We start from the raw sequence: 25,429 nt of genomic DNA, 5'->3' as shown, positions 1-25,429 counted from the left end.
CTGTATTCGCGCGGCCGAAGCGTCACTCGTCGTTCAACGCATCGCGATACCCGTTCGCCGACGACGACGCCACGAAATAGCGCTGCAACGCATCCGCCGACCGGTTGCCGAGTGTCGTGACCTGCGCGAGCCAGTCGGCTTCCGTGGGCCACTGTCCGTCGAGCACACGCGGATAAAGCTGCCGCACGTACACGTGCAGCGCCTTCGCGCCGATATTCCCGCTGATGCCCAGCAGCAGATGCAGCGTGAAATGCGCCGCCTTCACATCGCCGGCCTGCGCGCTGTCGGCCAGTTGACCGATCAAGGTGCGGATCTGCGCGATGCCTTTGAGGAAGGTCTGATCGAGCATGTCGAGCGACGCCAGTTCTTCCAGATGGGCGTCGTCGAGCAGTTCGGTATCGATCGCAACGGACGGCGGCGTGGCCGGGGTCGATGCGCGGCCGGATGCGTTATCCGCTGCACGGCTCGCTGCATGGCCCACCGCGTTGCTCGACGCAAGACGCGCACGCGCAACCGGCGTGCGCGGCATATCCGCGTGTTCGTGCGCACTCGCGGCGGGCGTCTGCGCGAACTGCCGCGCGAGACACGCATAGAGCGCGCCCACGCGCACCGGCTTGATCATCACTTCGTTCATGCCCGCGTCGAGACACGCGCGCAACGCTTCCATATCGGACTGGCCCGTCAACGCCACGATGGGCGCCTTCGCGTACGCGTCGTTGCGCGCGCGGATGGTCGCCGCCGTTTCCACGCCGCCCATGCCCGGCATGTTCATGTCGATCACCAGCGCGTCGATCGCGAGGCCCTGGTTGAGCCGCTCCAGCACGCCCAGCCCGTTCTCCGCTTCGAGCACGCTCGCGCCGCAGCGTTCGAGATAACTCTTCGCGACCATGCGGCTATAGGTGTCGTCGTCGGCGACGAGAATCGTCTTGCCCGCGAAGCCGTCGAAGCGCCGGTTGCGGCGGCTGCGATCGACGTTCTCCATCAGCGTTTGCAGCGCGCTGATCAGCTCGACCATGCTGATGGATTTACCGATCGTCTCGTCCATGCCCGCGCCCTGCGCCAGCACCCGCGCGACGCTATGCGGCTCCGACGTATAGCCCACGATCAGCGCATTCCAGTTCGCATGCGCGCGGTCGGCGCGAATGCGCTCGGTGGTCGTATAGCCGTCGAGGCCCGGCATGTTGATGTCCATGAGGATCAGGTCGAACGGCGCGGCGTCCTGCAGCAGCGCGAGCGCCTTCACGCCGCTCTCCGCCTCGCTCACCTGCGCGCTCACGCCGGACAGCGCCTGACTCACGCGCGCGCGCTGGCCCGCGTCGTCGTCGACGAGCAGGATGTGCTTGTGCGCGAAGAACTGCGTGGCGCGCGCGAGCACCTGCTGACGATGCGTCGCGACTTCGGCCTCCGACACCACCGGGAATTCCAGCGTGAACTGCGTGAACTTGCCGACTTCCGAACGGCAGCCGATGCTGCCGCCGAACGAGCGCATGGCGCGCTGACAATACGCGAGGCCGAGGCCCGTGCCGGCCAGGTTGCCGTGCGTGCGGAACGGCACGAACAGATGCGACATGATCTCGGGCGCGATGCCCGGCCCCGTGTCGTGCACGATGACCTTTTGCCGTTCGACGGTCAGCGTCAGCGTGGCCGACGGATTCGCCGCCATGTGATGCAACGCGTTGCGGATCAGGTTGAACAGCGTGAACAGGTAAACCGTTTCATCGACCTTGAACGTGAAGTCCTCCAGCACCACGAGCCGCACTTTGCTGCGCTCCTTGCGGTCGCTGAAACCATATTCGTCGAGCGCCTTGCGCGTGGCGGCCGCCGCGCTCGCGTAGGTGAGATTGTCGGAACGCACGGGCTTGGCGCTCACTTCGTCGAGCGTCATGGCGATGATGCGCAGACCGCGATCGATCGCGAGCTGGCCATGTTCGAGATGCTGCGAAAGCGAGCCCACGCCGCTCGACGACGACACGGCGGACGGCCGCGTTTCGGTCATCGTGGGCAGCGCTTCTTCCATGCGGTCGAGCACGTAGCGCAACTGACTCAGCGGATTGCGCATCTCGTGCGCGATGGTGCCCGCGAGCGCGCGCAGCGCCTCGTTTTTCGCCTGCGCGGTGATGCCCTTCATGTTGCTGTGGCTGAACGTGACACCCGCGCAAATACCGAACGCGAACACCGGCAGATACACGAACAGCAGCATGTGCGAATCGACCGCGAGCAGGCGCGGATCGACGATCCACGCGCACAGAATGGCCACGCCGACGCCAATGACCAGATTCGCCGCCAGCGCGACGAACGACGGAAAAATCGCGATCAGGAAAAACACCATGCCCACTTCGGCCATGGACCACAGCATCGAATAATGGCCGCTGAGCAGATACCAGGTGAAGAAAAACGGTAGCGTGTAGGCTACCGTCGCAAAGTAATACCACGGCAGGAAACGCGCGGCGCCGGCGGGCCAGAAGCGGCGCAGCAACAGCAGCACGCACGCGATCGAACCCACCACGCGCATCGGCAGATTCTCGTTGGGCTGCGGGTCGACGAACGTCCACCAGAACCAGTACAACGGATGACCGAGCGCGCCAATCACGCCAACGGCCAGCACGCTGTAATCGGACACGTGGTAGGCGTCAATCACCCGCTGCTTCAACACGCGGATGCCTCCTGCAATGGCTCTCATATTGTTCTCGATATGCGCTCAGTCAGTCTCAGAAGATGAAGCTGCTGACATTGAATGACATGCCCGCGCTGCCCACCCAGCAGAGCGCCCGGTCGCCGCGCTTGAGCGCGCCGCTTTCCTTCGCCAGCGAGATCGCCGCGGGAATGGAAGCGGATACCAGATTGCCCGTGTCGGGGTAGACGTGATACATCTTGTCGTCGATGCCGGCCTTCACGCCGTAACCGTGCCACGCCGCCTTCGACGAGGCATGCGTAAACACGATGTCGATGTCCTTGCGAGGCACCGCCAGTTTCGCGAACACGTCGATCAGTTCGTCCGAGTTCTTGTGCAGATCGTGACCGTACGATGTAAAACGCATGTCGCCGTTCTTGCCGATCCGTTCGGACGGGTGACAAAACCCTTCGTAGCCGGGAATGGGGATCGTGCACAAGTCGGAAACCTCGGGCTTGCCGCGAAATTCAAAACGGAAATTATCAGGCTCTTTCGCCACGACGAGGGTTGCGGTGGCGGCTTCGCCTATCGTGAACGATGGTAATGTATATTCGACCTGCGCGTGGTTCTTCAGTTCGAAGTTGGCGGGATAGAGCGGGCCGCCGTCGAGCATGTTGAATTCGGCGTTGACGATCATCGCATTGCGATACTGGCCCGCCTTGAACAGGCTGTCCGCAATCGACATGGCGCGCGTCCAGCTCATGCAGGCATCCACCACGTCGAAGCATTCCGCATTCACGAAGCCCAGCGCGCTCGCCATCATGTGGCTGTTGCCCGGCTCCAGAAAACCGCGGCCAATGCCGACGAAAATAAACAGCTCGATCTGCTCGGGCCGCAGATACGATTCCGAGAGCGCCTTGCGCGTGGCCATCGCCACATGATCGATCGGCGCCTCGTGCTTGCCGCACCAGCGCCGGTTCACCAGCCCGCTGCGGTCGAGCAGCGTCTTGATGGTCCGCAGCGTTCTGTCGACATCGCCTTCGAATCCCGAGGAGTGAAAGCGAATCAGATCGACGACTTCTTCATTTGAAACGACCCGTGACGGAAGGCTCACAGCGACATTCTTGATAAGCATAGAAAATCCGTGAAAGACGTAGATGGATGAACAAGAAAGATTGCGCGCGCAATGCACGCAGATATCGCAACGCGCGATCTCCGGCCTTGCGGCCCTCGTACATTAGCGCTTCCATCGTTATTCACGAATTGCCTGTGAGGCTGGCCAGTCACTTTCGAAAGGGCGATCTATTCGGTCGCCGCCCTCGACGCTTCATCGATTCAAATACTTTCCTTTCATTACAGCCACACCGGATAACGGCAAGCCGCATTTGAAACTTGAGCAGGTGAAATGCGGATGCCGGACAGCACGCCGCCGTCCGGGTCCCGCGGCGCAAAAGCTGATCGACGAAGCGAAGACGTAGTGGCGGATGTCGCGGCGCTTCCGGGCACTTCAGCACGAAGGCGCCGGGCCCGCCGTGCAATAGCCGAGCGGCGCGCGCCGGGTATCGACCAGGGGCAGCGCGGGCGCGCGCACGGGCAGCGCGATCGCACCGCACCATTCGGTATGGCTTTGCCCGGCGTGGCAGGGCATCGTGGCTTCGAGCCGTTCTTCGGCGTCCATCTCGCGGCGCTCGCGCGCGACCACGGCGGGCCGCAATTGCGCGTCGAGCCATGTCGCGAACCCCAGGACGCAACCGGCCACCACCATCAGCACGATCACGCGCGGCTTGTTGGCGCGCAGCAGCGCGAGCACGCGCGCCGCTCTGGTGTTGCCCGGCCGGCCCGCCGGATTGTCCGTATTGGCTTGCTTCTGGATGGCGGCCCGCTCGCCCGCCCCTTCGATCATTCTGGTTGCCACGCTTTCTTCGTCTTGCTGGGGTGCTTGCTGGAATTGTTGTGTGCGTCGTCGGGGCGACTGGCGATACGCCGCCCCACCTGGTTATCGGCACCACCGCGCATTACGAAAGGGCCAGAATGAAATATATTTTTTACAACGCGGCTCTGGCAGATCCGTCCCGCCGGGCGAAAACCCGCGCCGCCCCGGCCGGACACCGGCCGGGCATGCGGATTGCGCTCCCGCGCGAGCCGCATGCGCTCGGGATTCCCGAGACATTCACGCAATCCGCATCCTTTTTGTATGATTGCGTTTGTATCGATTTGACTTTCTCTTTATCCACGATGGGGCGGGGTTCCCACGCGCGGAATTCGCCATAAAAGCCGGTCGATATACCCGACGACCGTGCCTTCGCCCATAAAAATCGGAAAAAAATGCAAGCCGTGAACGCGATCGACCCGCTGCGCTTCAGACGCATCATTCAAAGAAACGTCGCGCTGCCACTATTGGCGGGGCTGGCGACCGCCGTCGCCTTCGTGGCGCTGATCGTCTACCTCGTTTCGACGATGAGTTGGGCCGAGCACTCGGAACGCGTGATCGGCGACGCCTACGAACTGCTGCGCATTCAGGCCGACCGCGAGTCGAGCGTGCGCGGCTTTCTGCTCAATGGCGACGAACCCTCGCTGTCGACCTACGAGGTCGGCAAGCCGCGTTTCGCCGCGCAGTTGCAGACGCTGAACGGGCTCGTCATCGACAACCCGCCGCAAATCGAGCGGCTCGCCCGCGTGCGCGCCATCGCCGCGCAATGGGACGCGTCCACGGCCGAGGCCATCCGTCTGCGCCGCAACCACGACAGCGTGCTCGCCACGGTCGAAAACGAACGCGGCAACGCCAGCGCCGACGCCATCCGCCGCGAATTCAGCGACTTCCTCACCGAGGAACTGCGTCTGCGCCAGGAGCGCACCGCGGCGGCGCGCCAGCTAACCGTCGTGACGGTCGCCGTCTTTCTGGCGCTCACGCTGCTCGTCAACGGCCTGCTCGCCTGGCTCGGGCGACGCGAAATGACCTCGCTGTCCTCGACTTACGACGACGCCCTGCGCGGTCAGGCCGAGCAGTCCCAGGCGCTCGCGGAACAGGTCTGGCTGCGTTCTGGCCAGCGTCTGCTGGCCGAGAGCGGCATGGGCAAGGAAGCGCTCGCCGAAGTGGGCGGCGCGATGCTCGATTGCCTCGCCGGTTATCTGAGCGCGAGCGTCGCGACGCTCTATGTGCGCGACACCCGCGAAGGCGCGCTGCGCCGCGTGGCCACCTTCGGTTTCGGCGACGAAAGCGCGTACAACGTGCCGCTGCTGCAGGACGGGCAGACGCTCGTCGGCCAGGCCGCCGCGTCGCGCCGCGTGATCGAACTGAAAGACGCGCCGGCCGGTTATCTGAAGGTCGAATCGGGACTCGGCTCGACCACGCCCGCCTCGCTGCTGATCGCGCCGATCGACGCCTCGGGCCGCATCAACGGCGTGGTCGAACTCGGCTTCATGCGCGCGCTGCTGCCGCGCGACAACGAGTTTCTCTCGCGCGTGAGCAGCACGATGGGCGACCTCGTGGAAGGCGCGGTGTCGCGCGAGCGCCTGCAGGAGTCGTATTCGCAGTCGCAGCAACTGAATCACGAATTGCAGGTGCAGCAGGAAGAACTGCGCGTCGCGAACGAAGGGCTCGAAGAACGCGGCCGCGCGCTGATGGATTCGCAAACGCGGCTCGAAGCGCAGCAGGTCGAACTCGAACAGACCAACGTGCAACTCGAGGAATACGCGCGCCGGCTCGAAACGCAAAAGAGCGAACTCGAACGCGCGCAGGGCGACCTCAAGCGCAACGCCGACCGCCTCGCGCAAGCGAGCCGCTACAAGTCGGAATTCCTCGCCAACATGTCGCACGAATTGCGCACGCCGCTCAACAGCTCGCTGATCCTCGCGAAGCTGCTGCAGCAGAATCGCAGCGGCAATCTGAGCGAGGAACAGGTGCGTTACGCGGCCACGATTCACGCGTCGAATACCGACCTGCTCTCGCTCATCAACGACATTCTCGATCTGTCGAAAGTCGAAGCCGGGCAGATTCAGCTCATGCTCGAAACCGTGCCGCTCGAAGGCCTGCTCGCGTCGCTGCGCGAAACCTTCACGCCGCTCGCGCGCGAAAAGCACGTGGCGCTTTCGATCGACCGTCTGCCCGGCGTCGCCGAGCAATTCACGACCGACGGCCAGCGCGTGCTGCAAATCCTGCGCAACCTGCTGTCGAACGCGCTGAAATTCACGTCGCAAGGCGAGGTATCGCTGACGGTGTCGCCGGTCGATGCGGGCTCCGTGCGCATCGACGTGCGCGACACCGGCATCGGCATCGCCGAAGACAAGCTCGACATGATCTTCGAGGCGTTCCAGCAAGCCGACGGTTCGACGAGCCGTCAATATGGCGGCAGCGGTCTGGGCCTGTCGATCTCGCGCGAACTGGCGCGTCTGCTCGGCGGGCGCATCGCCGTGGCGAGCGAGCCCGGCGTGGGCAGCGTCTTCACGCTGTGGCTGCCGCTCGACAGCACTGCCGCCGTCGACAGCGAAGCGCAAGCCGTGCAGGCGCTGGCCAACGCGAGCGCCTCGGCGGCGCAAGCGGGCGCGCAGGCGCGCCGCGACAGCGCCGTGCTCACCACCGCGGACACCTACACCACAACCGCCCCCGCACACGCGCCTGTCCACGCACGCGCCGCCACGCCGCCGACATCGGCGCCGTCCCACGGCGAAGGCGCGCAACCGATCGACGACGACCGCGACCAGCGCACGCACGGCAGCCGCGCGATCCTCGTGATCGAAGACGACCTGCCCTTCGCGGAAATCCTGCGCGACCTCGTGCACGAACTGCAATTCGATTTCCTGCACGCCGCCGACGCGGCCACCGGCTTCGCGATGGTCAAGGATCAGGCTCCCGTGGCCGTGCTGCTCGACGTGGGCCTGCCCGACCGCTCGGGTCTTTCGGTGCTCGAATGGCTCAAGAGCGACCCGGGCACGCGCCATATTCCCGTGCACATCGTCTCGGCCACCGACCACGCCGACAAGGCGCTGCATCTGGGCGCGATCGGCTACACGCTCAAGCCCACCGCGCGCAGCACGCTCGAAGCGGCGATTCGCCGGCTGGAGTCGCGGCTCGAACAACGCGTGAAGCGCGTGCTGGTGATCGAGGACGACCACGCGATGCGCGAAAGCATTCGCGCGCTGCTGGTCGGCGACGGCGTGGAGATCGTGGCCGTGGGCACACTTGCCGACGCGCACGCGCAGATCGCGCAAGGCGCGTTCGACTGCATCGTCACCGACCTCACGCTGCCCGACGGCACCGGCTACGACCTGCTGGAAACGCTCGCGGGCGAAGCGGGCGTCGCGCCGCTGCCGGTGATCGTCTACACGGGCCGCATGCTCTCCGACGACGACGAGCAGCGCCTGCGCCGCTATTCGAAGTCGATCATCATCAAGGGCGCGCGCTCGCCCGAGCGGCTGCTCGACGAAGTGACGCTGTTCCTGCATAGCGTGGAGTCGTCGCTCGCGCCGGAACAGCAGCGCATGCTGCGCGCCGTGCGCCAGCGCGACGACACCTTCGAAGGCAAGACCATCCTGCTCGCCGAAGACGACGTGCGCAACATCTTCGCGCTCTCGCACGTGATCGAACCGCTCGGCGCGAAGCTGCTGATCGCGCGCAACGGCCGCGAGGCGCTCGACCTGCTCGACGGCAAGGACGATGTCGATCTCGTGCTGATGGACGTGATGATGCCCGAGATGGACGGCCTCGCCGCCATGCGCGCGCTGCGCGCGAATCCGCGTCTCGCGCGCCTGCCCGTGATCGCGCTCACCGCGAAGGCAATGGCCGACGACCGCATGCGCTGCCTCGAAGCGGGCGCCGACGACTACGTTTCCAAACCCATCGACGTGGACAAGCTCGTGTCGCTGTGCCGCGTCTGGTTGCGCAAATAGCCCATGACCGACACCACGACCAGCGGCGCCCGGCAGACCAGCGTATTCGACATCGAATTGCGCCTGCTGCTCGAAGCGATCTATCTGCGCTATCAGCACGATTTCCGGCACTATTCGCTGCCGTCGCTGCGGCGCCGGCTCGAACAGGCGCGCCAGGATTTCGGCGTGGCGTCGCTGAGCCAGTTGCAGGATCGCGTGCTGCGCAGCGCCGACGACTTCTCGCGCCTGTTCGGCTACATGACGATCCAGGTCAGCGATATGTTTCGCGATCCTGAGTATTTTCTGGCGCTGCGCCAGCATGTGCTGCCGGTGCTGCAAACCTATCCGTCGCTCAAGGTCTGGGTCGCGGGCTGCAGCTCGGGCGAGGAATTGTGGTCGCTGAAAATTCTGTTCGAGGAAGAAGGGCTCGCCGAGCGCACGCTGTTCTACGCCACCGACATCAGCCCCGAAGCGCTCGAACGCGCCGAAGCCGCGATCTATCCGGTGGACCGCTTCGCAGGCTTCAGCCAGAACTATCTCGCGGCGGGCGGCAAGCGCACGCTCTCCGACTACTATCACGCGGCCTACGGCAGCGCGCGTCTGTCGAGCGCGCTCAAGGAACGCGTGGTGTTCGCCGATCACAGCCTCGCGACCGACGAAGTGTTTCTCGAAGCGCATCTGGTGTCGTGCCGCAACGTGCTGATCTATTTCGATCGCCCGTTGCAGGATCGCGCCATCGGCCTGTTCGAACGCGCGCTCGTGCGGCGTGGTTTTCTCGGTCTCGGCAGCAAGGAAAATCTGCGTTTCTCGAAGCGTCACGAAGCGTTCGAGGAATTCCGCGCCGCCGAGCGCATTTACCAGAAGCGTTGAGCGGATCACCCACCATGCCAGGCTCACGCGCTAAATCCGCCCTGCTCGCCGCCGCCAGCGCGGCGCTGCGCGCCACGCGCGGCGGCAAAGCACGCTCGGGGCAAACGGCGCAGGCATCGAGCGCTGCATCGACCCACGCATCGCCCCCCGCATCTTCCGATGCGAAATTCGACGCCGTGGTCATCGGCGCATCGGCGGGCGGCGTAGACGTGCTCGGCCAGTTGCTGCCGATGCTGCCTGCGCGTTTCGGCGCGGCCGTGCTGATCGTGCTGCATCTGCCGCCCGCCTCGCCGAGCTTTCTGGTCCAGGCGCTCGGCGTTCGCTGCGCGCTGCCCGTGAGCGAGCCCGACGCGGGCGAACCGATCCAGGGCGGGCGCGTCTATATCGCGCCGCCCGACTACCATATGCTCGTGGACAGCGACGCGAGCGTCGCGCTGTCGATCGAAGGCCCGGTGCGTTTTTCACGCCCCTCGATCGACGTGTTGATGGAATCCGCCGCCGCGGTCTACGGCGCGCGGCTGCTCGGCGTGCTGCTCTCGGGCGCGAACGACGACGGCGCGCGCGGCCTCGCCGCGATCCGCGCGGCGGGCGGCACGACCTGGGCGCAGGCGCCCGACACCGCCTACGCGCCGCAAATGCCGGAGGCGGCCATCGCCGCCGGCGCGGTCAACGAAACGCTGACACCCACCGCCCTCGGCGCGCGCCTTGCCGCGTGGCCGAGGCTGTTACCCGCTTCACCCGGATGAATCGCATGTCCCTGCCTACCGTAAATGTTCTGATCGTCGACGACATCGAGCACAATCTCACGGCGCTCGCGGCCCTGCTCGCGCGTCCCGAAGTGCATCTGCTCGTCGCCCGCTCGGGTGTGGAGGCGCTCGAACTGCTGCTCGAACACGACGTCGCAGTGGCGATTCTCGACGTCAACATGCCGGGCATGAGCGGCTTCGAACTGGCCTCGCTGATCCGCGGCAGCCCGCGCACCTCGCACGTACCGATCATCTTCCTCACCGCCACGTCGCAGGACGCGATCCGCACGTTTCAGGGCTACGAAGCGGGCGCGGTGGACTTTCTCTACAAGCCGATCGAGCCGCGCATCGTGCAGTCGAAAGTCGGCATCTTCGTGCAGATCGAACTGCAGAAGCGCCAGCTCGCCGATCAGCTCGCGGCCACGCGCCAGATGCTCGAAGCCAACGAAATGCTGATGGCCGTGCTGAGCCACGATCTGCGCACGCCGTTGTCGGCGGTGATGAGTTCGGCGGAATATCTGATGCGGGCGTCGAGCGACGAGAAGATCGTGTCGGTGGGCAAGCGTATCGAGCATTGCGGACGGCGCATGTCGCGCATGGTCGAGCAACTGCTCAATCTGGCGCGGCTGCAAGGCGGACGGCTGCCGTTACGGCGCACCGACGTGCAGCTCGACGCGCTCTGCCAGGCCGTGATCGAAGAGTTTTCCCCGCACGCCGCAAACGGACGGCTCGCCTATGCGCCGCACGGCGATCTCGGCGGTCAGTGGGATGCGGATCTGGTGGCGCAGGCCGTGTCGAATCTCGTCAGCAATGCGCTCACGCATGGCGAGCCGGGCATGCCGGTGCACGTGCGCGTGGACGGCGCGTCGCCGCATGAAGTGCTCGTGAGCGTGCACAATCGCGGCGCGATTCCCGCCGACGTCGTGCCGCTGCTGTTCTGCGCGTTCAGCACGGCGACGCGCGCGGGGCATCAGGGTTCGGGACTCGGTCTCGGGCTGCACATCGTGCGCCTGATCGCGCGCACGCATGGCGGCGACGTCAACGTGGTCTCGAACGAGCAGGACGGCACCGCGTTCACGATGCGTCTGCCGCGCGCGGCGCGTCGTCAGGTCGATCTCGACGAGAGCGAAGGCGCGCGCGCGTGAGTGAGTATGTGAGCGAGTGGATTCGCGCGGCGTGTCGCACCGCGCGAATCACACTTAAAAGCCCACCTTAGAAGCGGTGACGCAAGCCCGCCGCCACGACCACCTGATTGCTGTTCGACGACGGCGTGAGCGTATAGACCGACGCATCGAACGCCGCATTGCCGCGACCGCCGCTCACGCTCTGGAACACGCCTTCGAGATAGACATCGGTGCGCGGCGTGATGACCTTGTCGATCTGCGCCACCACCTGATTCCACTTCGGACGCGCCGAACGCGAACCCGCATCGAAACGCGCCTGCGTGTACGTATAAGCCGCCGACAGGTACAGCGAAGGCGTGACCGCGTAGCGGCCGTCGATCGAGAAGTTATCGAAAATCAGCGTATTGCCCTTGAGCGCCGTGGTCGAGCCGCCTTGCCACACGCCCGTGACGTCGTCGGTGGCCGAGTGCGTCCAGCTCACGCCCACCGAGTGCGGACCGAATGCGTAGCGCGCGCCCAGCGCCCAGATCAGCTCGTCGCCGCCCGTGATCGTGGCCGAGCCATCGGTGCTGCTGACTGCGCCATCGGCGTTCGCCACGTTGCCGTCGCGATTGATCTTGAGGATTGCCGCGCCCGCCTTGAACGGCCCGTTCGCATACGACAGACCCGCGCTGTACGCCGCGTTATTGCCGAAGCTGCCCGCCGTGTTCGAGAAGCCGTACATCGCGCCGGCCGTGAAACCGCGATAGGTCTCGCTCGTGTAGCGCACCGCGTTGTTGATGCGGATGTTCTGGATCGAATCGTCGTTGTCGTACGGGTGCATCGCCAGATTGCCGCCCCAGCCCGAACCCGCCGCGCCCAGCGGCGTCACGAAAGTCAGGATGAAGTCGTACTGGCGACCCATCGTGAACGTGCCGTAACCATTGGCGCGCAAGCCCACATACGATTGACGGCCGAACAGTTTGCCGCCGTTGCTGGTCTTGCCGTTGACCGACGAGAAGCCGCCTTCCAGCATGAAGATCGCCGACATGCCGCCGCCGAGATCTTCCGCGCCGCGCAGGCCCCAGCGCGACGCACTGAGATTGCCGCTATTCATCTGCACGCCACCGCTGCCCGGCGAATTCGCGCCATTGGTGCGCTGATTGCTTACGTAGGATATCGAAGTATCGACGAGACCGTAGAGCGTGACGCTACTCTGCGCGTGGGCTGCGCCTGCGCTGAGGCCGCCGAGACAGGCGATCAGGATTTTCTTGTTCATCGTGTGCTGGTCTGTTTGCGTTCGGACGCCGCATGACACCGCCGCGCGGCGCACCGGGGAACTCGTTGTAATTGGAGATGCACGAGCGCTCGTGCATCGCGCCGATTGTCGCGGGTGTCGCGTCGCGAATTAATAGGGCCATCGCGAAAGCACCATTCCATAAAACGCAAGGAATCGAGTCGCAACAAAGGTCGCGCACGGTTTCCGCTTGATTTGGAAACGAACATTCCCTATACTCCCGCCATGACATCCGAAACGTCTTCCAGAGCCCAGGCGCGCAGCCCCGGCCGCCCGCGCGAATTCGATATGGACAGCGTGCTGGACGGCGCCGTGCGGGTTTTTCGCGAGCGCGGCTATCACGCGACCTCGGTGGGCGACCTCGGCGACGCCACCGGCCTGACTGCGGGCAGCCTGTATAAAGCCTTCGGCGACAAGCGCGGCGTGTTTCTCGCGGCCTTCGAACGCTACGTGCAAACACGCAACGCCGATCTGCGTCAACAGCTGGATCGACAATCTAGCGGATTCGAAAAGATTCGCGCGGTGTTGCACTTCTATGCAGCGTCTTCGCATGGCCTCGAAGGACAGCGCGGCTGCCTCGTCATTTCCAGCGCCACGGCGCTCGCCACGCTCGACGAGGAAATGGCCACGCTCGTCGAATCCACCATTCGTCACACTGAAGCGATGCTGCGCCGTCTCCTGCAACAAGGGCAGGAAGACGGTTCGATCAGCCGCGAACTGCACGTCGCGGCCATGGCGCGCACGCTGCTCGCGCTTTTACAGGGTTTTCGTCTGCTCGGCAAATCGGGGCGTTCGGCGCACGACATGCATTCTGCCGCCGACGAAGCGCTGCGCCTGCTGACCTGAAAATTTTTCGCCAATTAGGAAACGATTATTTCCAATATAGACGATGACGATCATCGCCATTCATTTCATTATCGCAACGGGAAACTCGCCATCATGACGACACCCTCGCCCGCCGGCGCGCCGCGCATCGTGGACCCCGGTCCCGCTTCATCGCCGGATGCCGTGCTCGCCGGCTTCGAGCATCGTTACGCGACTGTCGACGGCATTCGTCTTCACTACGTAACAGGCGGCAAGTCGGACGGCGACGTGCTGGTTCTGCTCGCCGGTTTCCCCGAAAGCTGGTACGCGTGGCGCAAGGTCATGCCGATCCTCGGCGAGCGTTATCGCATCATCGCGCCGGATCTGCCCGGTCAGGGCGATTCGGATCGCCCGCTCGACGGTTACGACACGCAGTCGCTGGCGACCGTGCTGCACGCGTTACTCGGCAAGCTCGGCGTATCGCGCTATGACCTGGCGGCACACGACGTGGGCGCGTGGGTCGCGTATCCGTATGCCGCGCTGTTCGGCGACGAAATGAAACGGCTCGCACTGTTCGATGCGGGCATTCCCGGCATCACGCTGCCCGACGCCCTGCCGCTCGCGCCCGAGCGTGCGTGGCGCACGTGGCATTTCGCATTTCATGCGGTGGCAGACCTGCCCGAAGTGCTGATCGAAGGGAAAGAGCGCGCGTATCTGGACTGGTTCTTGCGCCGCAAAACCGCGAATCCGCAAACCTTCCTCGACACCGATCTCGACGAGTACGAACGCGTCTTCAAGAAAGATGGCGGCTTGCGCGCGGGGCTCGCCTACTATCGCGCCGCCGCCGAATCGGCGCGGCAGAACCGTGCATTGAGCGCGCGCGGCAAGCTCGGCATGCCCGTGCTCGCGCTCAGCGCCGATCACGGTTCGATCGCCGATATGGCCGCGCCGCTGCGTCCGTACGCCGAATCCGTGGAAGGCGTGATGATCGCGCAATGCGGCCACTTTCTGCCCGAGGAACAGCCCGTCGCGGTCGCCGCCGAGCTCATGCGCTTCTTCGCCTGGCGGCGGGATCGGCGCGCGAAAGACGGCCCATAACGCCGTTACGCCGGAAAAATCCCCGCCACCGAGCCGTCGAACGTGCCGAACACCTGCATCGGCGCACCGTAACAACGTTCGAGCAGATCGGTGCGCATGACGTCGCGCGGCGGGCCGTCGGCGATGGCGCGTCCATCGGCGAGCAATACGAGGCGGTCGGCATGACGCGCCGCGAGATTGCAGTCATGCGCAATCGCGAGCGCGCCAATATTCCATTCGCGCGTGAGACGGCGCGCCGTCGCGAACAGTCGGTGCTGCTGCACGAGATCGAGCGCCGCGGTTGGCTCGTCCATCAGCAGATAACGCGGCGGCATCCAGTGGCTGTCGAGCGTCCACAACTGTGCGAGCGCACGCGCGAATTGCACGCGCGCAAATTCGCCGCCCGACAGCGTCGTGACGTTGCGCTGCGCGAGCGGCGCGACGCCCGCGAGCGCGAGCATGTCGTAGGCGAGCACCTCGGGCGAATACGGCAGCGCCGGGCCGTCGAGATGCGGATAACGGCCGAGCTGCACCACGTCGCTGACCGGCACGGGATAGGTGTTCGGCACGCTCTGCGCGAGCACGGCGCGCAGTTGCGCGAGGCGGCGCGGCCCGATGCGGCGCACGTCCTCGCCATTGAGCGTGAGCGTCGCGCGGCTGTGCGAATCGGGGAAACCGTGCAGCGTGAAGTCGCCCGCGAGCGCCTTGAGCAAGGTGCTCTTGCCGACGCCGTTCTGCCCGAGCACCACCACGAACTCGCCCGGCGCGACCGTCAGCGAAAAATCTTCGAACAAGGGCTGACCGCCCTTGCCGCGATAGCCGATATGCAGGTTCTGAATCGAAAGCATCGCGTCCCTCACGCGCCGAACTGACGGCGGCTGCGCACGATCAGCAAGATGAAAAACGGGGCGCCGAGCAAGGCCGTCAACACGCCGAGCGGAATCTCGGCGGGCGCGACCAGCGTGCGCGCGGCGAGATCGGCGGTCACCGTGAGCAGCGCGCCGAGCAGCATCGAGCCCGGCAGCACCACGCGCTGATCGGGTCCGCATGCGAGGCGCACGCAATGCGGCGCAACGAGGCCGATGAACCCGATCTGCCCGGTCGTCGACACGAGCGCGCCCACCGCGAGCGCGCTCGCGAGCAGGATCGTGTGCTTCACGCGGCGCACGGGCACGCCGAGGTAATGCGCTTCCAGTTCGCCGAGTTGCATCGCGTTGAGCGAGCGCGTGTGCGCGGCGATCATCGCCATGCCCGCGAGCACGAAGGGCGCGATGGTCGCGAGCGTCGACCACTTCGCATCGGCCAGACTGCCGAGACTCCAGAAGGTCAGCGAACGCAGTTGCGCGTCGGTCGCGAGATAGGAGAGCGTGCCGATCACCGCGCCCGCGAGCGCGTTGGCGGCCACGCCCGCGAGCAGCAGGATCGGCAGCACGATGCGTCCGTTCGAGGTGGCGAGCCGGTACACCGCGAGCGTCACGACGAGCGCGCCCGCGAACGCGGCGCACGCCGTGAGGCGATCCGCGCCGAACAGCTCGGCCATGACGGGCGGCAGCGCAAGATGCGCGGCGAGATGCGGCATCAGCACCGCGCCGAACACGATCAGCAGCGACGCGCCGAGCGCCGCGCCGCTCGATACGCCGATCAGGCCCGGATCGGCCAGCGGGTTGCGCAGCAGCGCCTGCAACGCGCTGCCCGTCGCACCGAAACCCGCGCCGACGAGCAAGGCGAGCACGACGCGCGGCAAGCGCAGTTCGAACAGCACGAGCGCGGCGCGGTCGGTCTGCGCGTTCGTCGGCACGTCGGCGCTGATGAACGCGTGCCAGAGGGCTTGCGGCGAAACGGGATACGCGCCCATGCACACGCCGCCGAGCACGGCGAGTGCGAGCAGCGCCGCGAGCGCGCCGAGCACGTAGGGCGTGCGCGAGCGCGGCGCGCTCGCGGGAAGATGCGCGCCCGCGGAGGGCGGCGCGACGCTGAGCGTCTGGAAAGTCGGCCTGGACATGACGATTCGGGTGATTCGGGTAACGCGCTACGGCTGCTTTAAGTCAGTGAAAAAACGATGGCGATCAGGCTTGCGCCAGGCTGCGGTTGAGCGCATCCACGGCGTCGGGCAAACGCGGGCCGAAGCCGAGCAGGAACAGCGCATCGAGCGCGACCACGCGCGTCGCGCGGCCTGCGGGCGTCAGCGAGAACCCTGCGGAATCGAGCAGATGACGCTTGCTGCCGGCGGCTTTCAAGGCGTCGTCGGTGGTCAGCACGATGTCGGGTTGCGCGGCGACGAGCGCTTCGGGCGTGAGCGCGCGATAGCCGGAGAAGCCCTGCATCGCGTTGCGCACGCCCGCGTAGGCGAGCATCGCGTCGGCGGCCGTGTGCTGGCCCGCGACCATCGGCTGGTTGCCCGTGGGGCTCATCAGGAACAGCACGCTCGGCGGCGTTTTTGCGTCGCGCTTCGACGCGTCCTGCGCCGCGGCGATGCGCGTCGTGGTGGCCGTCCACGCACGGTCGAAGCGCGCAAGCAAGGTCTGCCCCGCGTTCTCCGCATCGAGCGCGCGCGCGACGCCGATGATCTTCTCGCGCACCGACGCCACGTCGTGGCCTTCCTCGAAGCTCACGAGCTTCACGCCCGCGCCCGCCACGCGTTGCAGCACGGAAGGCGGCCCGGCTTCCGCCGAGGCGAGAATCAGCGTGGGTTCGAGCGACAGCAGACCTTCGGCGGAGAGCGCGCGCTGATAACCCACCTTCGGCAGCGACTGCGCCTCGCGCGGATACGTGCAGGTCGTGTCGCTGCCCACCAGCGCGTCGGCGCGTCCGAGCGCGTAGACGATCTCCGCGAGCGCGCCGCCAATCACCACCACGCGTTGCGCCGTGGGCGCAGCGGCCTTCGCCAGCGTAACGCCCTGGATCGCGCCCGCCGCTGCGAGCAGCAGCCCGCCGGTGCCGATCAGCAGACGTCGGCGTTGCAAATCGAAACGATCGTCGCTCATGCTGCACCGCCTTGCTCGTTGCGCTCATTGCGCTCAATGCGTGCGAGCGCGCTCACCGCGTCGCGCCAGCCCGCGAGTTCCGGATTGCCGGGCTTGCGCGCGCCGAACAGCATGGCGACGTTCTCGCCATCGGCGTCGAACAGTTCGACCGAAGTCACGACGCCGTCGGTCGTGGGCTTGCGCACGATCCACGCCTGCGCGACGAGATTCGTGCGCAGATGCAGGCTGAAATCCGGATCGAGCACGTTGAGCCACGGCCCCATTCTGCGGATCGTCCGCACCGGCCCGGTATGAATCTGGATCATCCCGTGATTGCCGACGAACACCATGATCGGCAGGCGCGTGCGCGCGGCGCTTTCGAACAGCGCGTCGATCGCATCCGTCGCGATGGGCTCCGCGTACTGCGGATCGGCGAGACGCAGGGCCTGCACTCTCGTCACACCGAATTTCTTCAGGATATCGAAGAATTCGTGCGTATCCTGCATCGCGGCCCAGGCGGCGCGAAAGCCTTCCACGTCGATCTGCGCGTCGGCACGTTGCGGCGCGCGTGCGGTCGCGCGCACGACGCTCAACCCCGCGACTTGTGGCTGCGCCGTGTGGCGCTCGATCAGCGCGTCGAACGCGGCATGATCGCTCGCGTCTCGCAGATACACCTTCGTGACTGCCACGCCCTGCGCGTCGAAGAATTGGAGACTCTTGCGCACGCCGTCGTCATAGGTCTCGCGCACCGCGAACGCCGACGCCCACTTCCCGTAGAAAATTCGCAGATCGATCGCGCGGCCCACGGTGAGCCCGACCTGACCGCTGCGCGTCATCTTTTCGAAGCGGCCGGTTTTCTCGTGCACGGCGGCTTCGTTGCGCGTCAGCACCATCACTTCGCCGAGCGTGGGCATCGCTTCGAACAGCTCGACGAAGCGATCGTCGAGACGCACGACGTGCTCGCCGACGAAAGCCGCCAGCGCTTGTGCCTCACTCACGCCGAGTTCCGCCGCGGCCTCGCGGTGACGCAGCTTGCGCGCTGTGCGCAGCTCGTTGAAGGCGTCGCGCAGCAGCGCGAGCGACGCGGGATGGGACGCGGTGGGCGTCGTCGCTTGATTCATGATCTCGGTTGCCTTGTTCGGTTATCAAAAGTCGATTTTCATCGCCACGTTGAAGTTGCGGCCCGGCGCGGTGTAGGCGTCGATCTTCGCCGCGCCGTCGCTGTCGGCCAGACCGCGCACGTCGTTCCAGACCCAGTATTTGCGGTCGAACACGTTGTTGATGCCCGCCGTCACGCTCACGTGGCGCGTGATGTTGACGCCCGCGTGCAGGTCGAGAATCGTGTACGACGGCGTCGCGAAGTACGACGACGAGGACATCTGCGACTTGCTCTTGCGCGAGTTATAGGTGAGGTCCGCGCTCGCGAACCAGCGTTCGGTGGGCGCGTATTTCACGCCGAGCACGACCGCCAGCGGCGGCACGGTGTCGAGGCCGCTGGTCACGCCGTCCTTGGTCTCGGTGCCGTGAATCCACGCGAAGCCGCCCTTCACTTCGAGCGCGTCGTTCACATACCAGTCGGCCTTGCCTTCGAGGCCCTGGATCGACGCCTTCGAGTAGTTCACGTACTGCACGGTGTACGGATTCGTCGCCGAAGTGAGGCTGCCGCCCACCACCTTGCTGTCGATGAAGTTGCTGTAGCGGCCCGCGAATGCGGCGGCGCTGTAGTTCACCTGGCCGTGGCCCACGCCGAGCTTGCCGCGCAGACCCACTTCGACGGAGTTGCTCGTTTCCGGCTTCAGGTTCGGATTTCCGACCTGCTGGTAGTAGAGCCCGTACGAACCCGCCGGGTTATAGAAGCTGTTGACCTGATACGCGGACGGCGCGCGGAATCCATGCGCGTACTGCACGTAGGGCACGAACGCGGGCGAGACCTCGTAGAGAATCGCGAGGCGCGGCGAGACGGCGTTGCCCGTCGAGGTCGAGGTCGGCTTGGTCGAACTCGCGGACATCGACTCGTAGGTCGCGTCCGGATGCGGCGTCATGTCGTAATAGTCGAAGCGCACGCCCGGCACGACGCTCAGCTTGTTCCAGCGGATCTCGTCCTGGATGAACGCGCCCAGCGAGGTTTGCGTGGTCTTCGGGAACGCCTCGGGATAGCCGTCCGCGTTGCTCGTCCACTCGCTGCCCGCCGAGCTTGCCGTGCTGTAGTGCGAAACGCTCGCGTCGAAGCCGTAGGTCAGCTTGTGTTGCAGCACGCCGGTGTTGAACGCGCTGTCCGCCACCACGCTGCCGCCGAGAATGTTGTCGCCGTAGTCGTTGGTGCGCGAGCGCGAGGACGTCGCGCCGCTCGCGTTCGCGCCGGAAATATCGAGCGTCTGGCGCGTGGACGCATTGCGGTAATAGAGCGACGCGTGCAGTTGCTGGAAGTACGGATTGGTCGCGTCGCGATGGTCGTAATCGAGCTGCACGCGATTGCTGTTCACCTCGTTGCCGGTGACGTAACCGTTGGCCGTGTAGCCGCTCCACGTATACGCGCCGCCCAGTTGCGAAAGCCCGTCGCTTGAATTCGCATTACTAAGCGTTTCCGCGGTCAATTTGAGCGTGTCGTGCGGCGTCAATTTGAAAACGAGCTTGCCGAGCGCGCTGCGGTTGTTGTACGTGAGCGGGTCCGGCGTGGATCGCGATGCGCCCAGCGTGTTGCTATCGCCCTTGTTATCGGTCTCGTGACCGTGGCGGCCCGAGAGCGCGATCATGCCCTGCACGACGTCGCCGCCGAATGCGGCGGTGGCCGTCGAGCCCCAGCTGCGGTCGGTCGAGTCGTAGCCCGCCTTCAACGAGAAGTACGTCTTCTTGTTGTAGATCGCGAGCAGATCGCTCGGGTCCTTGGTCACGAAATTGACCGCGCCGGTGAGACCGTCGCTGCCGTACAGCGCCGAGGTGGGGCCGCGCAGCACTTCAATACGCTGATACAGATCCGTATTCAGATAGTCGCCGCGACCCGCCGAACCCGAGCCGAACGCATACGACTGCGGCAGCGGCACGCCGTCTTCGAGCAGCAGTACCTGGTTGCCTTCGAGCCCGCGAATATTGATGCCTTCATTGCCCGCGCGTCCCGTCGACCCGGTGATGCCCGCCGGACGATAGACCGAGCGGCGCACTTCCACGCCCGGCTCGTACTTGAGCGCGTCCTTGACGTCTTTCGCGTTGTTCTCGTCGATGTCGTCGCTGGTGATCACCGAGACGGTCGCCGCCGTACGGTTCGGGTCCGCCGTGCCGCCGCGCGTGGCCGTCACGGAAACGGCCTTGAGCGCCTCTTCGCGGCGCACGCGTTGCGGATTCGCGCTTTCGACGGCGTTCGCGGCGGCGTTCGCGGACGTGCTGGCATTCGTGGTCGCGCTCTGCTGCTCGGCGGGCTCGCCCGCCTGTGGATCGGCGGCGAGCGCATGGCCGGCGTGCATCGCACAGATCTCGGCGATCAGCGCAGGCAACAGGCGCCGCACCAGGCGTTGCTTCAAATGCATCGTTCTTCCCCGTAGTCAAAATCGAGGCTTTCGTTGTTCTTTACATGTCGAAAGCGGGCTCAATCCTACATTAGATGCGAATACTTCTCATTTACTTTTTAAAACCGGGATGGTCTGAGTGGGCAAAACGCATGGCGACGAAGGCGCGCACGGAGATGACGCGCCGCCTGTAAATCCACGATTTATCAATCAGTTAGCGAGATACAGAAAGGAAAAAGCGATGTAACTCGAAGTCATTTGAATGACATTCGAAAGCACATAGAAATGACCTTGTATGCGTTGTGGGTATGTGTCGCACTCATCCGCACAGCTTCTTGCGAGTTCTTTCTTTTCCTATCCGCTTTCCTTATCGTGCCGCGCGCCCGCCGCGATCTCGCGCGCGTGCTCGCGGCGTCGCGCGCGTCACGTGGCGTAGGGGCGGCGCGCCCCTTTTTCGCATCGACTAGCCGCCGCGCATCGTCGTGACCTTCGCTACAGACCGGCAGCGGCGCACGGCTCTATGGTTTACCCACCCTTTTTTGCGGGCATCGCTTCTCGCTATCGTTCGCCCCATTAGCGAATCCCGCGCGCCGTCGCGTTTTGCGAAGACGCATGCATGACGCAACGTCGTACGCCATTGCGCATCGCCACACGATCTCTCCAGACGATTTAAGCAGGATTGCTAATCGATAGAACGAACCCGACCGCGCCTCCAGAACGAACAGACAAACACCGGCTATCCAACGACGACAACACCAGGAGACGAAACATGAGAGCACGACACCGGCAGCGCCTGCTCCAACCTTTTCACCAGGCACGCACACGCATCGCGTCCTGGCTCACGCTCATCGCGATCGGCTTCGGCGCGGCTGTGCTCGCCGCGTGCGGCAGCGGCGGCAACGTCGATACCGGCTCGACCGCCACGGCCAACGCGCCGTTGGCGGTCGTCGCGCCGGTCACGGATTGCGCCAAACTCGCCACAGTCGATATCACCGATATCGGCGGCTCGGGCAGCACCATCACCTCGGCTGCCGTGACGACCGCCACCATCAACGGCGCGCAGGTCAACTTCTGCACCGTGAAGGGCACGCTCGCGCCGTCGAACAGCTTTGAAGTCGCGTTGCCGGTCAGCAGCTGGACGCAGCGTTTCGCGCAACTGGGTTGCGGCGGGCTCTGCGGCACGCTCAGCGATCCCACGCAGCAAAGCTCGTTCAGCTTCAGCTACACCTGCCCGCTCGTGCAGGAAGGCGGCTTCGTGACGGCGGCGACCGACATGGGCCACTCGGGCAACAGCACGACGTGGACGCAGAACGCGCAGCAACGCGCCGACTTCGCCTATCGCGGCCAGCACATCACCACGCTCACCGCTGAAAAGCTGATCAAGGCCTACTACGGCCAGGCGCAGAAGTACGCGTACTTCATCGGCTGCTCGGACGGCGGACGCGAAGCGCTGATGGCCGCGCAACGTTATCCGACCGACTACAACGGCATCGTCGCGGGCGCACCGGCGGCGCACTTCCAGATCCAGAATTCGCTGTATCACGGCTGGAGCGTGGAGTCGCAAAGCACGACCGGCGACAGCACCGGGAACGCCATCCTCTATGCCGACAAGGCGTTCGTGCTGCACAAGGCCGTCGTGGCCGCATGCGGCGGACAGGCAGGCGTGCCCGACGGCTTGATCGCCGATCCGCGCACCTGCAACTTCGACCCCGCATCGATTCAATGCGCGAGCGGCGCGACCAGCACCAGCAACTGCCTGACCGCCGCCGAAGTGAGCACCGCGAGCAAGATCTACGGCGGCCCCGTCGACGCCACCACGGGCGAGCGCATGCTGGCCGGTTCGCCACAACCTGGCTCGGAAGAAAACTGGGTGGGCGTCGAAGTGCCGACCACGAATTCGACGGATGCGCCCGTGCCCGTGACGAGCCTCTTCAGCTACATGATCGTGTCGGGTGCGTACAACCTGATCTTCACCGGCTCGCCGACGATGCCGACCGTCGACACCTTCGGCTACAAGGACGCGAGTTTCTACACGAACTATCTGCAGGCGAATCACCCGCTGAACGACGCGACGAATCCCGATCTCTCGGCCTTCAACAAGGCGGGCGGCAAGCTGATTCTGTGGCACGGCTGGGCCGATCAGCATATCTCGCCGCTGTTCACGATCCAGTATTACGAAGCGATGCAGAACACGATGGGCGCATCGACCGTGAACGATTTCGCGCGGCTGTATCTGGTGCCGGGCGTGGGTCATTGCGGCGGCGGCGAAGGCTTCCCGAACATCGACCTCGTTTCGCAGATCACGGCCTGGGCCGAGCACGGCACGGCGCCGAACGCGGTGATGACGTACCAGACCGATTCGTCGAACGCGGTCACGGCGAGCCGTCCGGTGTATCCGTATCCGGCCGTCGCGCAGTATGCGGGCAGCGGCGACTGGCACAACGGCGCGAACTGGACGCAAGGCACGGCGCTCTACAACGAGCCGACGCATAGCTGGGCCGGTTCGAGCTTCTACACCTCGTACACGCCGACGATGCTCGGAGTCGCGGCGCCGTAATTCTCGCGCTAAATCTTCGTAAATCGAATCGCCGGACCGGTGCGGTTGTGCCGGTCCGGCGACTCGTCGTTCAAGCCGTTGCGTGCGTCGGCTTCAATGCGACGACACGAACACCGCATCGTCGAACGCCTCGGGAATCGAGAAACTCTCGCGCATGCGCTTCGTTTCCGCGGCCGGCGACAAACCAAACAGGCGCTTGAATTCGCGACTGAACTGCGACGCGCTCGTATAACCGACCGCATGACACGCGGCTTCCGCGGTCAGATCCTGGCGCACCATCAGCAGACGCGCCTGATGCAGCCGCGTCGACTTCACATACTGCATCGGCGAAACCTGCGTGACGGCCTTGAAGTGACTGTGGAAGCTCGGCACGCTCATGCCCGCTTCCTCGGCCAGTTGCGTCACGTCGAGGTCCTGCGCATAACCGGCGTGGATCAGCCGCAGCGATTTGCCGATGCGCCCGAACTGCCCGCGCGTCGACAGCGCCTCGCGCATCGAGCTGCCTTGCGCGCCCGTGAGCACGCGGAAATACAGTTCGCGCAACAGGTTCGGCCCCAGCACGGCGGCTTCGAGCGGACGATGCAACGCTTCGAGAAACCGCAACACGGAGGATTGCATCGCATCGTCCATCGGCGTCGACATCATGCTTTGCGGCGGCTGCACCGGTTCGGCCGGGCCCGCGCGGTCGATCTGCATCGCCAGTTCCGCGGCCAGCGTGAAGTCGAGGTGCAGATACAGCGCGAGCAGCGGGCGCGCCTCGCTCGCCTCGGTTTCCATATTGAACGGCACCGGCACGGAGACGGCCAGGTAATGGCGTTCGTCGTAAAGATAAAGTTGATCGCCGAAATAGCCGCGCTTGCGGCCCTGGCAGACGATCACGATACCCGGATCGTAGAGCACCGGCGTGCGCGCGAGCGGCCGGTTCGAGCGCAGGACGCGCACACTCGGCAACGCGGTGAGGTTGTAGCCTTCGTCGGGCGCGAGGGCGCGCAGCAACGCGATCGTGCGTTTCTGGATGCGTTCCTGGGTGCGTTGCTCGCTGCATTCAGCCGCGCCGACCAGCTCGGTCTTGCGGGACGGGGTGCGCTTGGCATTCATAGTTTCAGGCAAGAATATTCGTGAATTTGGCCTTAGCCGGTCTCGGTATCAAGACTAGTATGCATGCATCAGTCACCAACCGGGAGAAACGGAAATGGCAGCCAGCAAAATTCTGCTCATCACGGGCGTTAGCAGCGGGTTCGGTCGCGCTCTGGCGCAAGAGGCGCTCGCGGCGGGTCACACCGTCGTCGGCACGGTGCGCAGCGCGCAGGCGCAGAGCGAGTTCGAGACGCTGCACGCACGGGCCGTGGCGCGCGTGCTCGACGTTACCCACTTCGACGCAATCGACGCCGTCGTCGCAGAGATCGAATCGGGCGTCGGCCCCATCGACGTGCTCGTCAACAACGCCGGTTACGGCCACGAGGGCGTGATGGAAGAATCGTCGCTCGAAGCAATGCGCCAGCAATTCGACGTCAACGTATTCGGCGCGGTCGCCATGATGAAGGCGGTGCTGCCCTTCATGCGCGCGCGTCGCCGCGGCCACATCCTGAACATCACGTCGATGGGCGGCCACATCACGATGCCGGGCATCACTTATTACTGCGGCAGCAAGTTCGCGCTCGAAGGCATTTCCGAGTCGCTGGGCAAGGAAGTCGCGCCGCTCGGCATCGCGGTCACGGCGGTCGCGCCGGGTTCGTTCCGCACGGATTGGGCGGGCCGCTCGATGCAGCGCACGCCGCGCGCAATCGCCGATTACGACGCGATCTTCGATCCGATCCGCCAGGCGCGCGTGGAAAAGAGCGGCAAGCAACTCGGCGATCCGCGCAAGGCGGCGCGTGCGATGCTCGTCGCGATCGAGTCCGAGACGCCGCCCGCGCATCTGTTGCTGGGCTCCGACGCGCTCGGTCTCGTGCGCGGCAAGCTCGCCGCGTTCGAAAAGGAGATCGCCGCGTGGGAAAACGTGACGATCTCGACGGACGCATCGGACAGTTAAACGA

18 protein-coding genes are annotated in these 25,429 nt (G+C 65.2%); 8 read left to right on the top strand and 10 right to left on the bottom strand.

The features are described from left to right. Positions 1 to 22 precede the first annotated feature (22 nt). The 3 genes from BMY06_RS05575 to BMY06_RS05565 all read right to left on the bottom strand — a co-directional run bounded on the left by BMY06_RS05575 (position 23) and on the right by BMY06_RS05565 (position 4,526). Complete coding sequence (locus tag BMY06_RS05575; RefSeq protein WP_074981951.1) at positions 23 to 2,680, bottom strand: ATP-binding response regulator; 2,658 nt, start codon at positions 2,678 to 2,680, stop codon at positions 23 to 25. A gap of 28 nt (positions 2,681 to 2,708) precedes the next feature. Next, positions 2,709 to 3,725, bottom strand: a complete 1,017-nt coding sequence (locus tag BMY06_RS05570) for a 3-oxoacyl-ACP synthase III family protein (protein ID WP_244144269.1) — start codon at positions 3,723 to 3,725, stop codon at positions 2,709 to 2,711. A gap of 393 nt (positions 3,726 to 4,118) precedes the next feature. Further along, positions 4,119 to 4,526 carry a hypothetical protein gene (locus BMY06_RS05565; protein WP_124263105.1) on the bottom strand — a complete coding sequence of 136 codons (408 nt, stop codon included), beginning with the start codon at positions 4,524 to 4,526 and terminating at the stop codon, positions 4,119 to 4,121. Positions 4,527 to 4,936: 410 nt separating this feature from the next. On the opposite strand from BMY06_RS05565, the gene BMY06_RS05560 reads away from it, so the two are divergent. From BMY06_RS05560 to BMY06_RS05545, 4 genes are read left to right on the top strand one after another with little or no spacing between them, the layout of a single operon-like run. Next, positions 4,937 to 8,497 (top strand): response regulator, encoded by a 3,561-nt coding sequence (locus BMY06_RS05560; protein WP_074981946.1) that lies wholly within the window; start codon positions 4,937 to 4,939, stop codon positions 8,495 to 8,497. Between the two features lie 3 nt (positions 8,498 to 8,500). Beyond that, entirely contained in the window at positions 8,501 to 9,346 is an 846-nt protein-coding gene (locus tag BMY06_RS05555) for a CheR family methyltransferase (protein WP_065060916.1), read from the top strand. Between the two features lie 14 nt (positions 9,347 to 9,360). Beyond that, complete coding sequence (locus BMY06_RS05550; RefSeq protein WP_080180784.1) at positions 9,361 to 10,092, top strand: chemotaxis protein CheB; 732 nt, start codon at positions 9,361 to 9,363, stop codon at positions 10,090 to 10,092. A 5-nt stretch (positions 10,093 to 10,097) separates the two neighbouring features. After that, the gene (locus tag BMY06_RS05545) at positions 10,098 to 11,237 is read left to right on the top strand and encodes a hybrid sensor histidine kinase/response regulator (protein ID WP_065061034.1); all 1,140 of its coding nucleotides are present in this window, start codon (positions 10,098 to 10,100) and stop codon (positions 11,235 to 11,237) included. 67 nt (positions 11,238 to 11,304) lie between these two features. Here BMY06_RS05545 and BMY06_RS05540 read toward each other — a convergent pair whose 3' ends face one another. Further along, a complete protein-coding gene (locus tag BMY06_RS05540; protein WP_065060917.1) occupies positions 11,305 to 12,474 on the bottom strand; it encodes a porin in 1,170 nt (389 codons plus the stop codon). Positions 12,475 to 12,687: 213 nt separating this feature from the next. Between BMY06_RS05540 and BMY06_RS05535 the strand changes: the two genes are divergently transcribed. Then, entirely contained in the window at positions 12,688 to 13,338 is a 651-nt protein-coding gene (locus BMY06_RS05535) for a TetR/AcrR family transcriptional regulator (RefSeq protein ID WP_313903824.1), read from the top strand. Positions 13,339 to 13,431: 93 nt separating this feature from the next. After that, a complete protein-coding gene (locus BMY06_RS05530) occupies positions 13,432 to 14,394 on the top strand; it encodes an alpha/beta fold hydrolase (protein WP_074981944.1) in 963 nt (320 codons plus the stop codon). A 5-nt stretch (positions 14,395 to 14,399) separates the two neighbouring features. Here the strand turns inward: BMY06_RS05530 and BMY06_RS05525 are convergent, their stop codons facing one another. From BMY06_RS05525 to BMY06_RS05505, 5 genes are all read right to left on the bottom strand, one after another. Continuing rightward, complete coding sequence (locus tag BMY06_RS05525; protein WP_065060920.1) at positions 14,400 to 15,221, bottom strand: ATP-binding cassette domain-containing protein; 822 nt, start codon at positions 15,219 to 15,221, stop codon at positions 14,400 to 14,402. Between the two features lie 8 nt (positions 15,222 to 15,229). Beyond that, positions 15,230 to 16,375 carry a FecCD family ABC transporter permease gene (locus tag BMY06_RS05520; RefSeq protein ID WP_065060921.1) on the bottom strand — a complete coding sequence of 382 codons (1,146 nt, stop codon included), beginning with the start codon at positions 16,373 to 16,375 and terminating at the stop codon, positions 15,230 to 15,232. 64 nt (positions 16,376 to 16,439) lie between these two features. Beyond that, entirely contained in the window at positions 16,440 to 17,357 is a 918-nt protein-coding gene (locus BMY06_RS05515; RefSeq protein WP_074981942.1) for a heme/hemin ABC transporter substrate-binding protein, read from the bottom strand. Then, the gene (locus BMY06_RS05510; protein ID WP_074981940.1) at positions 17,354 to 18,457 is read right to left on the bottom strand and encodes a hemin-degrading factor; all 1,104 of its coding nucleotides are present in this window, start codon (positions 18,455 to 18,457) and stop codon (positions 17,354 to 17,356) included. The genes BMY06_RS05515 and BMY06_RS05510 overlap by 4 nt, the downstream gene beginning before the upstream one ends. A 24-nt stretch (positions 18,458 to 18,481) precedes the next feature. Beyond that, positions 18,482 to 20,857 carry a TonB-dependent hemoglobin/transferrin/lactoferrin family receptor gene (locus tag BMY06_RS05505; RefSeq protein WP_074981939.1) on the bottom strand — a complete coding sequence of 792 codons (2,376 nt, stop codon included), beginning with the start codon at positions 20,855 to 20,857 and terminating at the stop codon, positions 18,482 to 18,484. A gap of 748 nt (positions 20,858 to 21,605) precedes the next feature. Here BMY06_RS05505 and BMY06_RS05500 point away from each other — a divergent pair. Next, positions 21,606 to 23,393: a tannase/feruloyl esterase family alpha/beta hydrolase gene (locus BMY06_RS05500; RefSeq protein WP_074981937.1), complete on the top strand. Its 1,788-nt coding sequence runs from the start codon at positions 21,606 to 21,608 to the stop codon at positions 23,391 to 23,393. Between the two features lie 93 nt (positions 23,394 to 23,486). Here the strand turns inward: BMY06_RS05500 and BMY06_RS05495 are convergent, their stop codons facing one another. Further along, entirely contained in the window at positions 23,487 to 24,491 is a 1,005-nt protein-coding gene (locus BMY06_RS05495; RefSeq protein WP_080180783.1) for an AraC family transcriptional regulator, read from the bottom strand. 94 nt (positions 24,492 to 24,585) lie between these two features. Here BMY06_RS05495 and BMY06_RS05490 point away from each other — a divergent pair, with 94 nt between their 5' ends. Continuing rightward, positions 24,586 to 25,425: an oxidoreductase gene (locus BMY06_RS05490; RefSeq protein ID WP_074981935.1), complete on the top strand. Its 840-nt coding sequence runs from the start codon at positions 24,586 to 24,588 to the stop codon at positions 25,423 to 25,425. The last annotated feature ends 4 nt before the right edge of the window (positions 25,426 to 25,429 follow it).

The organism is Paraburkholderia tropica, assembly GCF_900109265.1.
GTDB classification, from domain to species: Bacteria; Pseudomonadota; Gammaproteobacteria; order Burkholderiales; family Burkholderiaceae; genus Paraburkholderia; species Paraburkholderia tropica.
The sequence above is the reverse complement of the archived record's forward strand: the minus strand, read 5'-3'. Positions and strand labels throughout refer to the sequence as shown.

Bases quoted from the DNA above. Each gene is read 5' to 3' on its own strand.
- BMY06_RS05550 (WP_080180784.1), top strand. From the start codon at position 9,361: ATGCCAGGCTCACGCGCTAAATCCGCCCTGCTCGCCGCCGCCAGCGCG.
- BMY06_RS05555 (WP_065060916.1), top strand. From the start codon at position 8,501: ATGACCGACACCACGACCAGCGGCGCCCGGCAGACCAGCGTATTCGAC.
- BMY06_RS05520 (WP_065060921.1), bottom strand. From the start codon at position 16,375: ATGTCCAGGCCGACTTTCCAGACGCTCAGCGTCGCGCCGCCCTCCGCG.
- BMY06_RS05490 (WP_074981935.1), top strand. From the start codon at position 24,586: ATGGCAGCCAGCAAAATTCTGCTCATCACGGGCGTTAGCAGCGGGTTC.
- BMY06_RS05540 (WP_065060917.1), bottom strand. From the start codon at position 12,474: ATGAACAAGAAAATCCTGATCGCCTGTCTCGGCGGCCTCAGCGCAGGC.
- BMY06_RS05510 (WP_074981940.1), bottom strand. From the start codon at position 18,457: ATGAATCAAGCGACGACGCCCACCGCGTCCCATCCCGCGTCGCTCGCG.
- BMY06_RS05505 (WP_074981939.1), bottom strand. From the start codon at position 20,857: ATGCATTTGAAGCAACGCCTGGTGCGGCGCCTGTTGCCTGCGCTGATC.
- BMY06_RS05530 (WP_074981944.1), top strand. From the start codon at position 13,432: ATGACGACACCCTCGCCCGCCGGCGCGCCGCGCATCGTGGACCCCGGT.
- BMY06_RS05495 (WP_080180783.1), bottom strand. From the start codon at position 24,491: ATGAATGCCAAGCGCACCCCGTCCCGCAAGACCGAGCTGGTCGGCGCG.
- BMY06_RS05545 (WP_065061034.1), top strand. From the start codon at position 10,098: ATGTCCCTGCCTACCGTAAATGTTCTGATCGTCGACGACATCGAGCAC.
- BMY06_RS05500 (WP_074981937.1), top strand. From the start codon at position 21,606: ATGAGAGCACGACACCGGCAGCGCCTGCTCCAACCTTTTCACCAGGCA.
- BMY06_RS05515 (WP_074981942.1), bottom strand. From the start codon at position 17,357: ATGAGCGACGATCGTTTCGATTTGCAACGCCGACGTCTGCTGATCGGC.
- BMY06_RS05525 (WP_065060920.1), bottom strand. From the start codon at position 15,221: ATGCTTTCGATTCAGAACCTGCATATCGGCTATCGCGGCAAGGGCGGT.
- BMY06_RS05575 (WP_074981951.1), bottom strand. From the start codon at position 2,680: ATGAGAGCCATTGCAGGAGGCATCCGCGTGTTGAAGCAGCGGGTGATT.
- BMY06_RS05560 (WP_074981946.1), top strand. From the start codon at position 4,937: ATGCAAGCCGTGAACGCGATCGACCCGCTGCGCTTCAGACGCATCATT.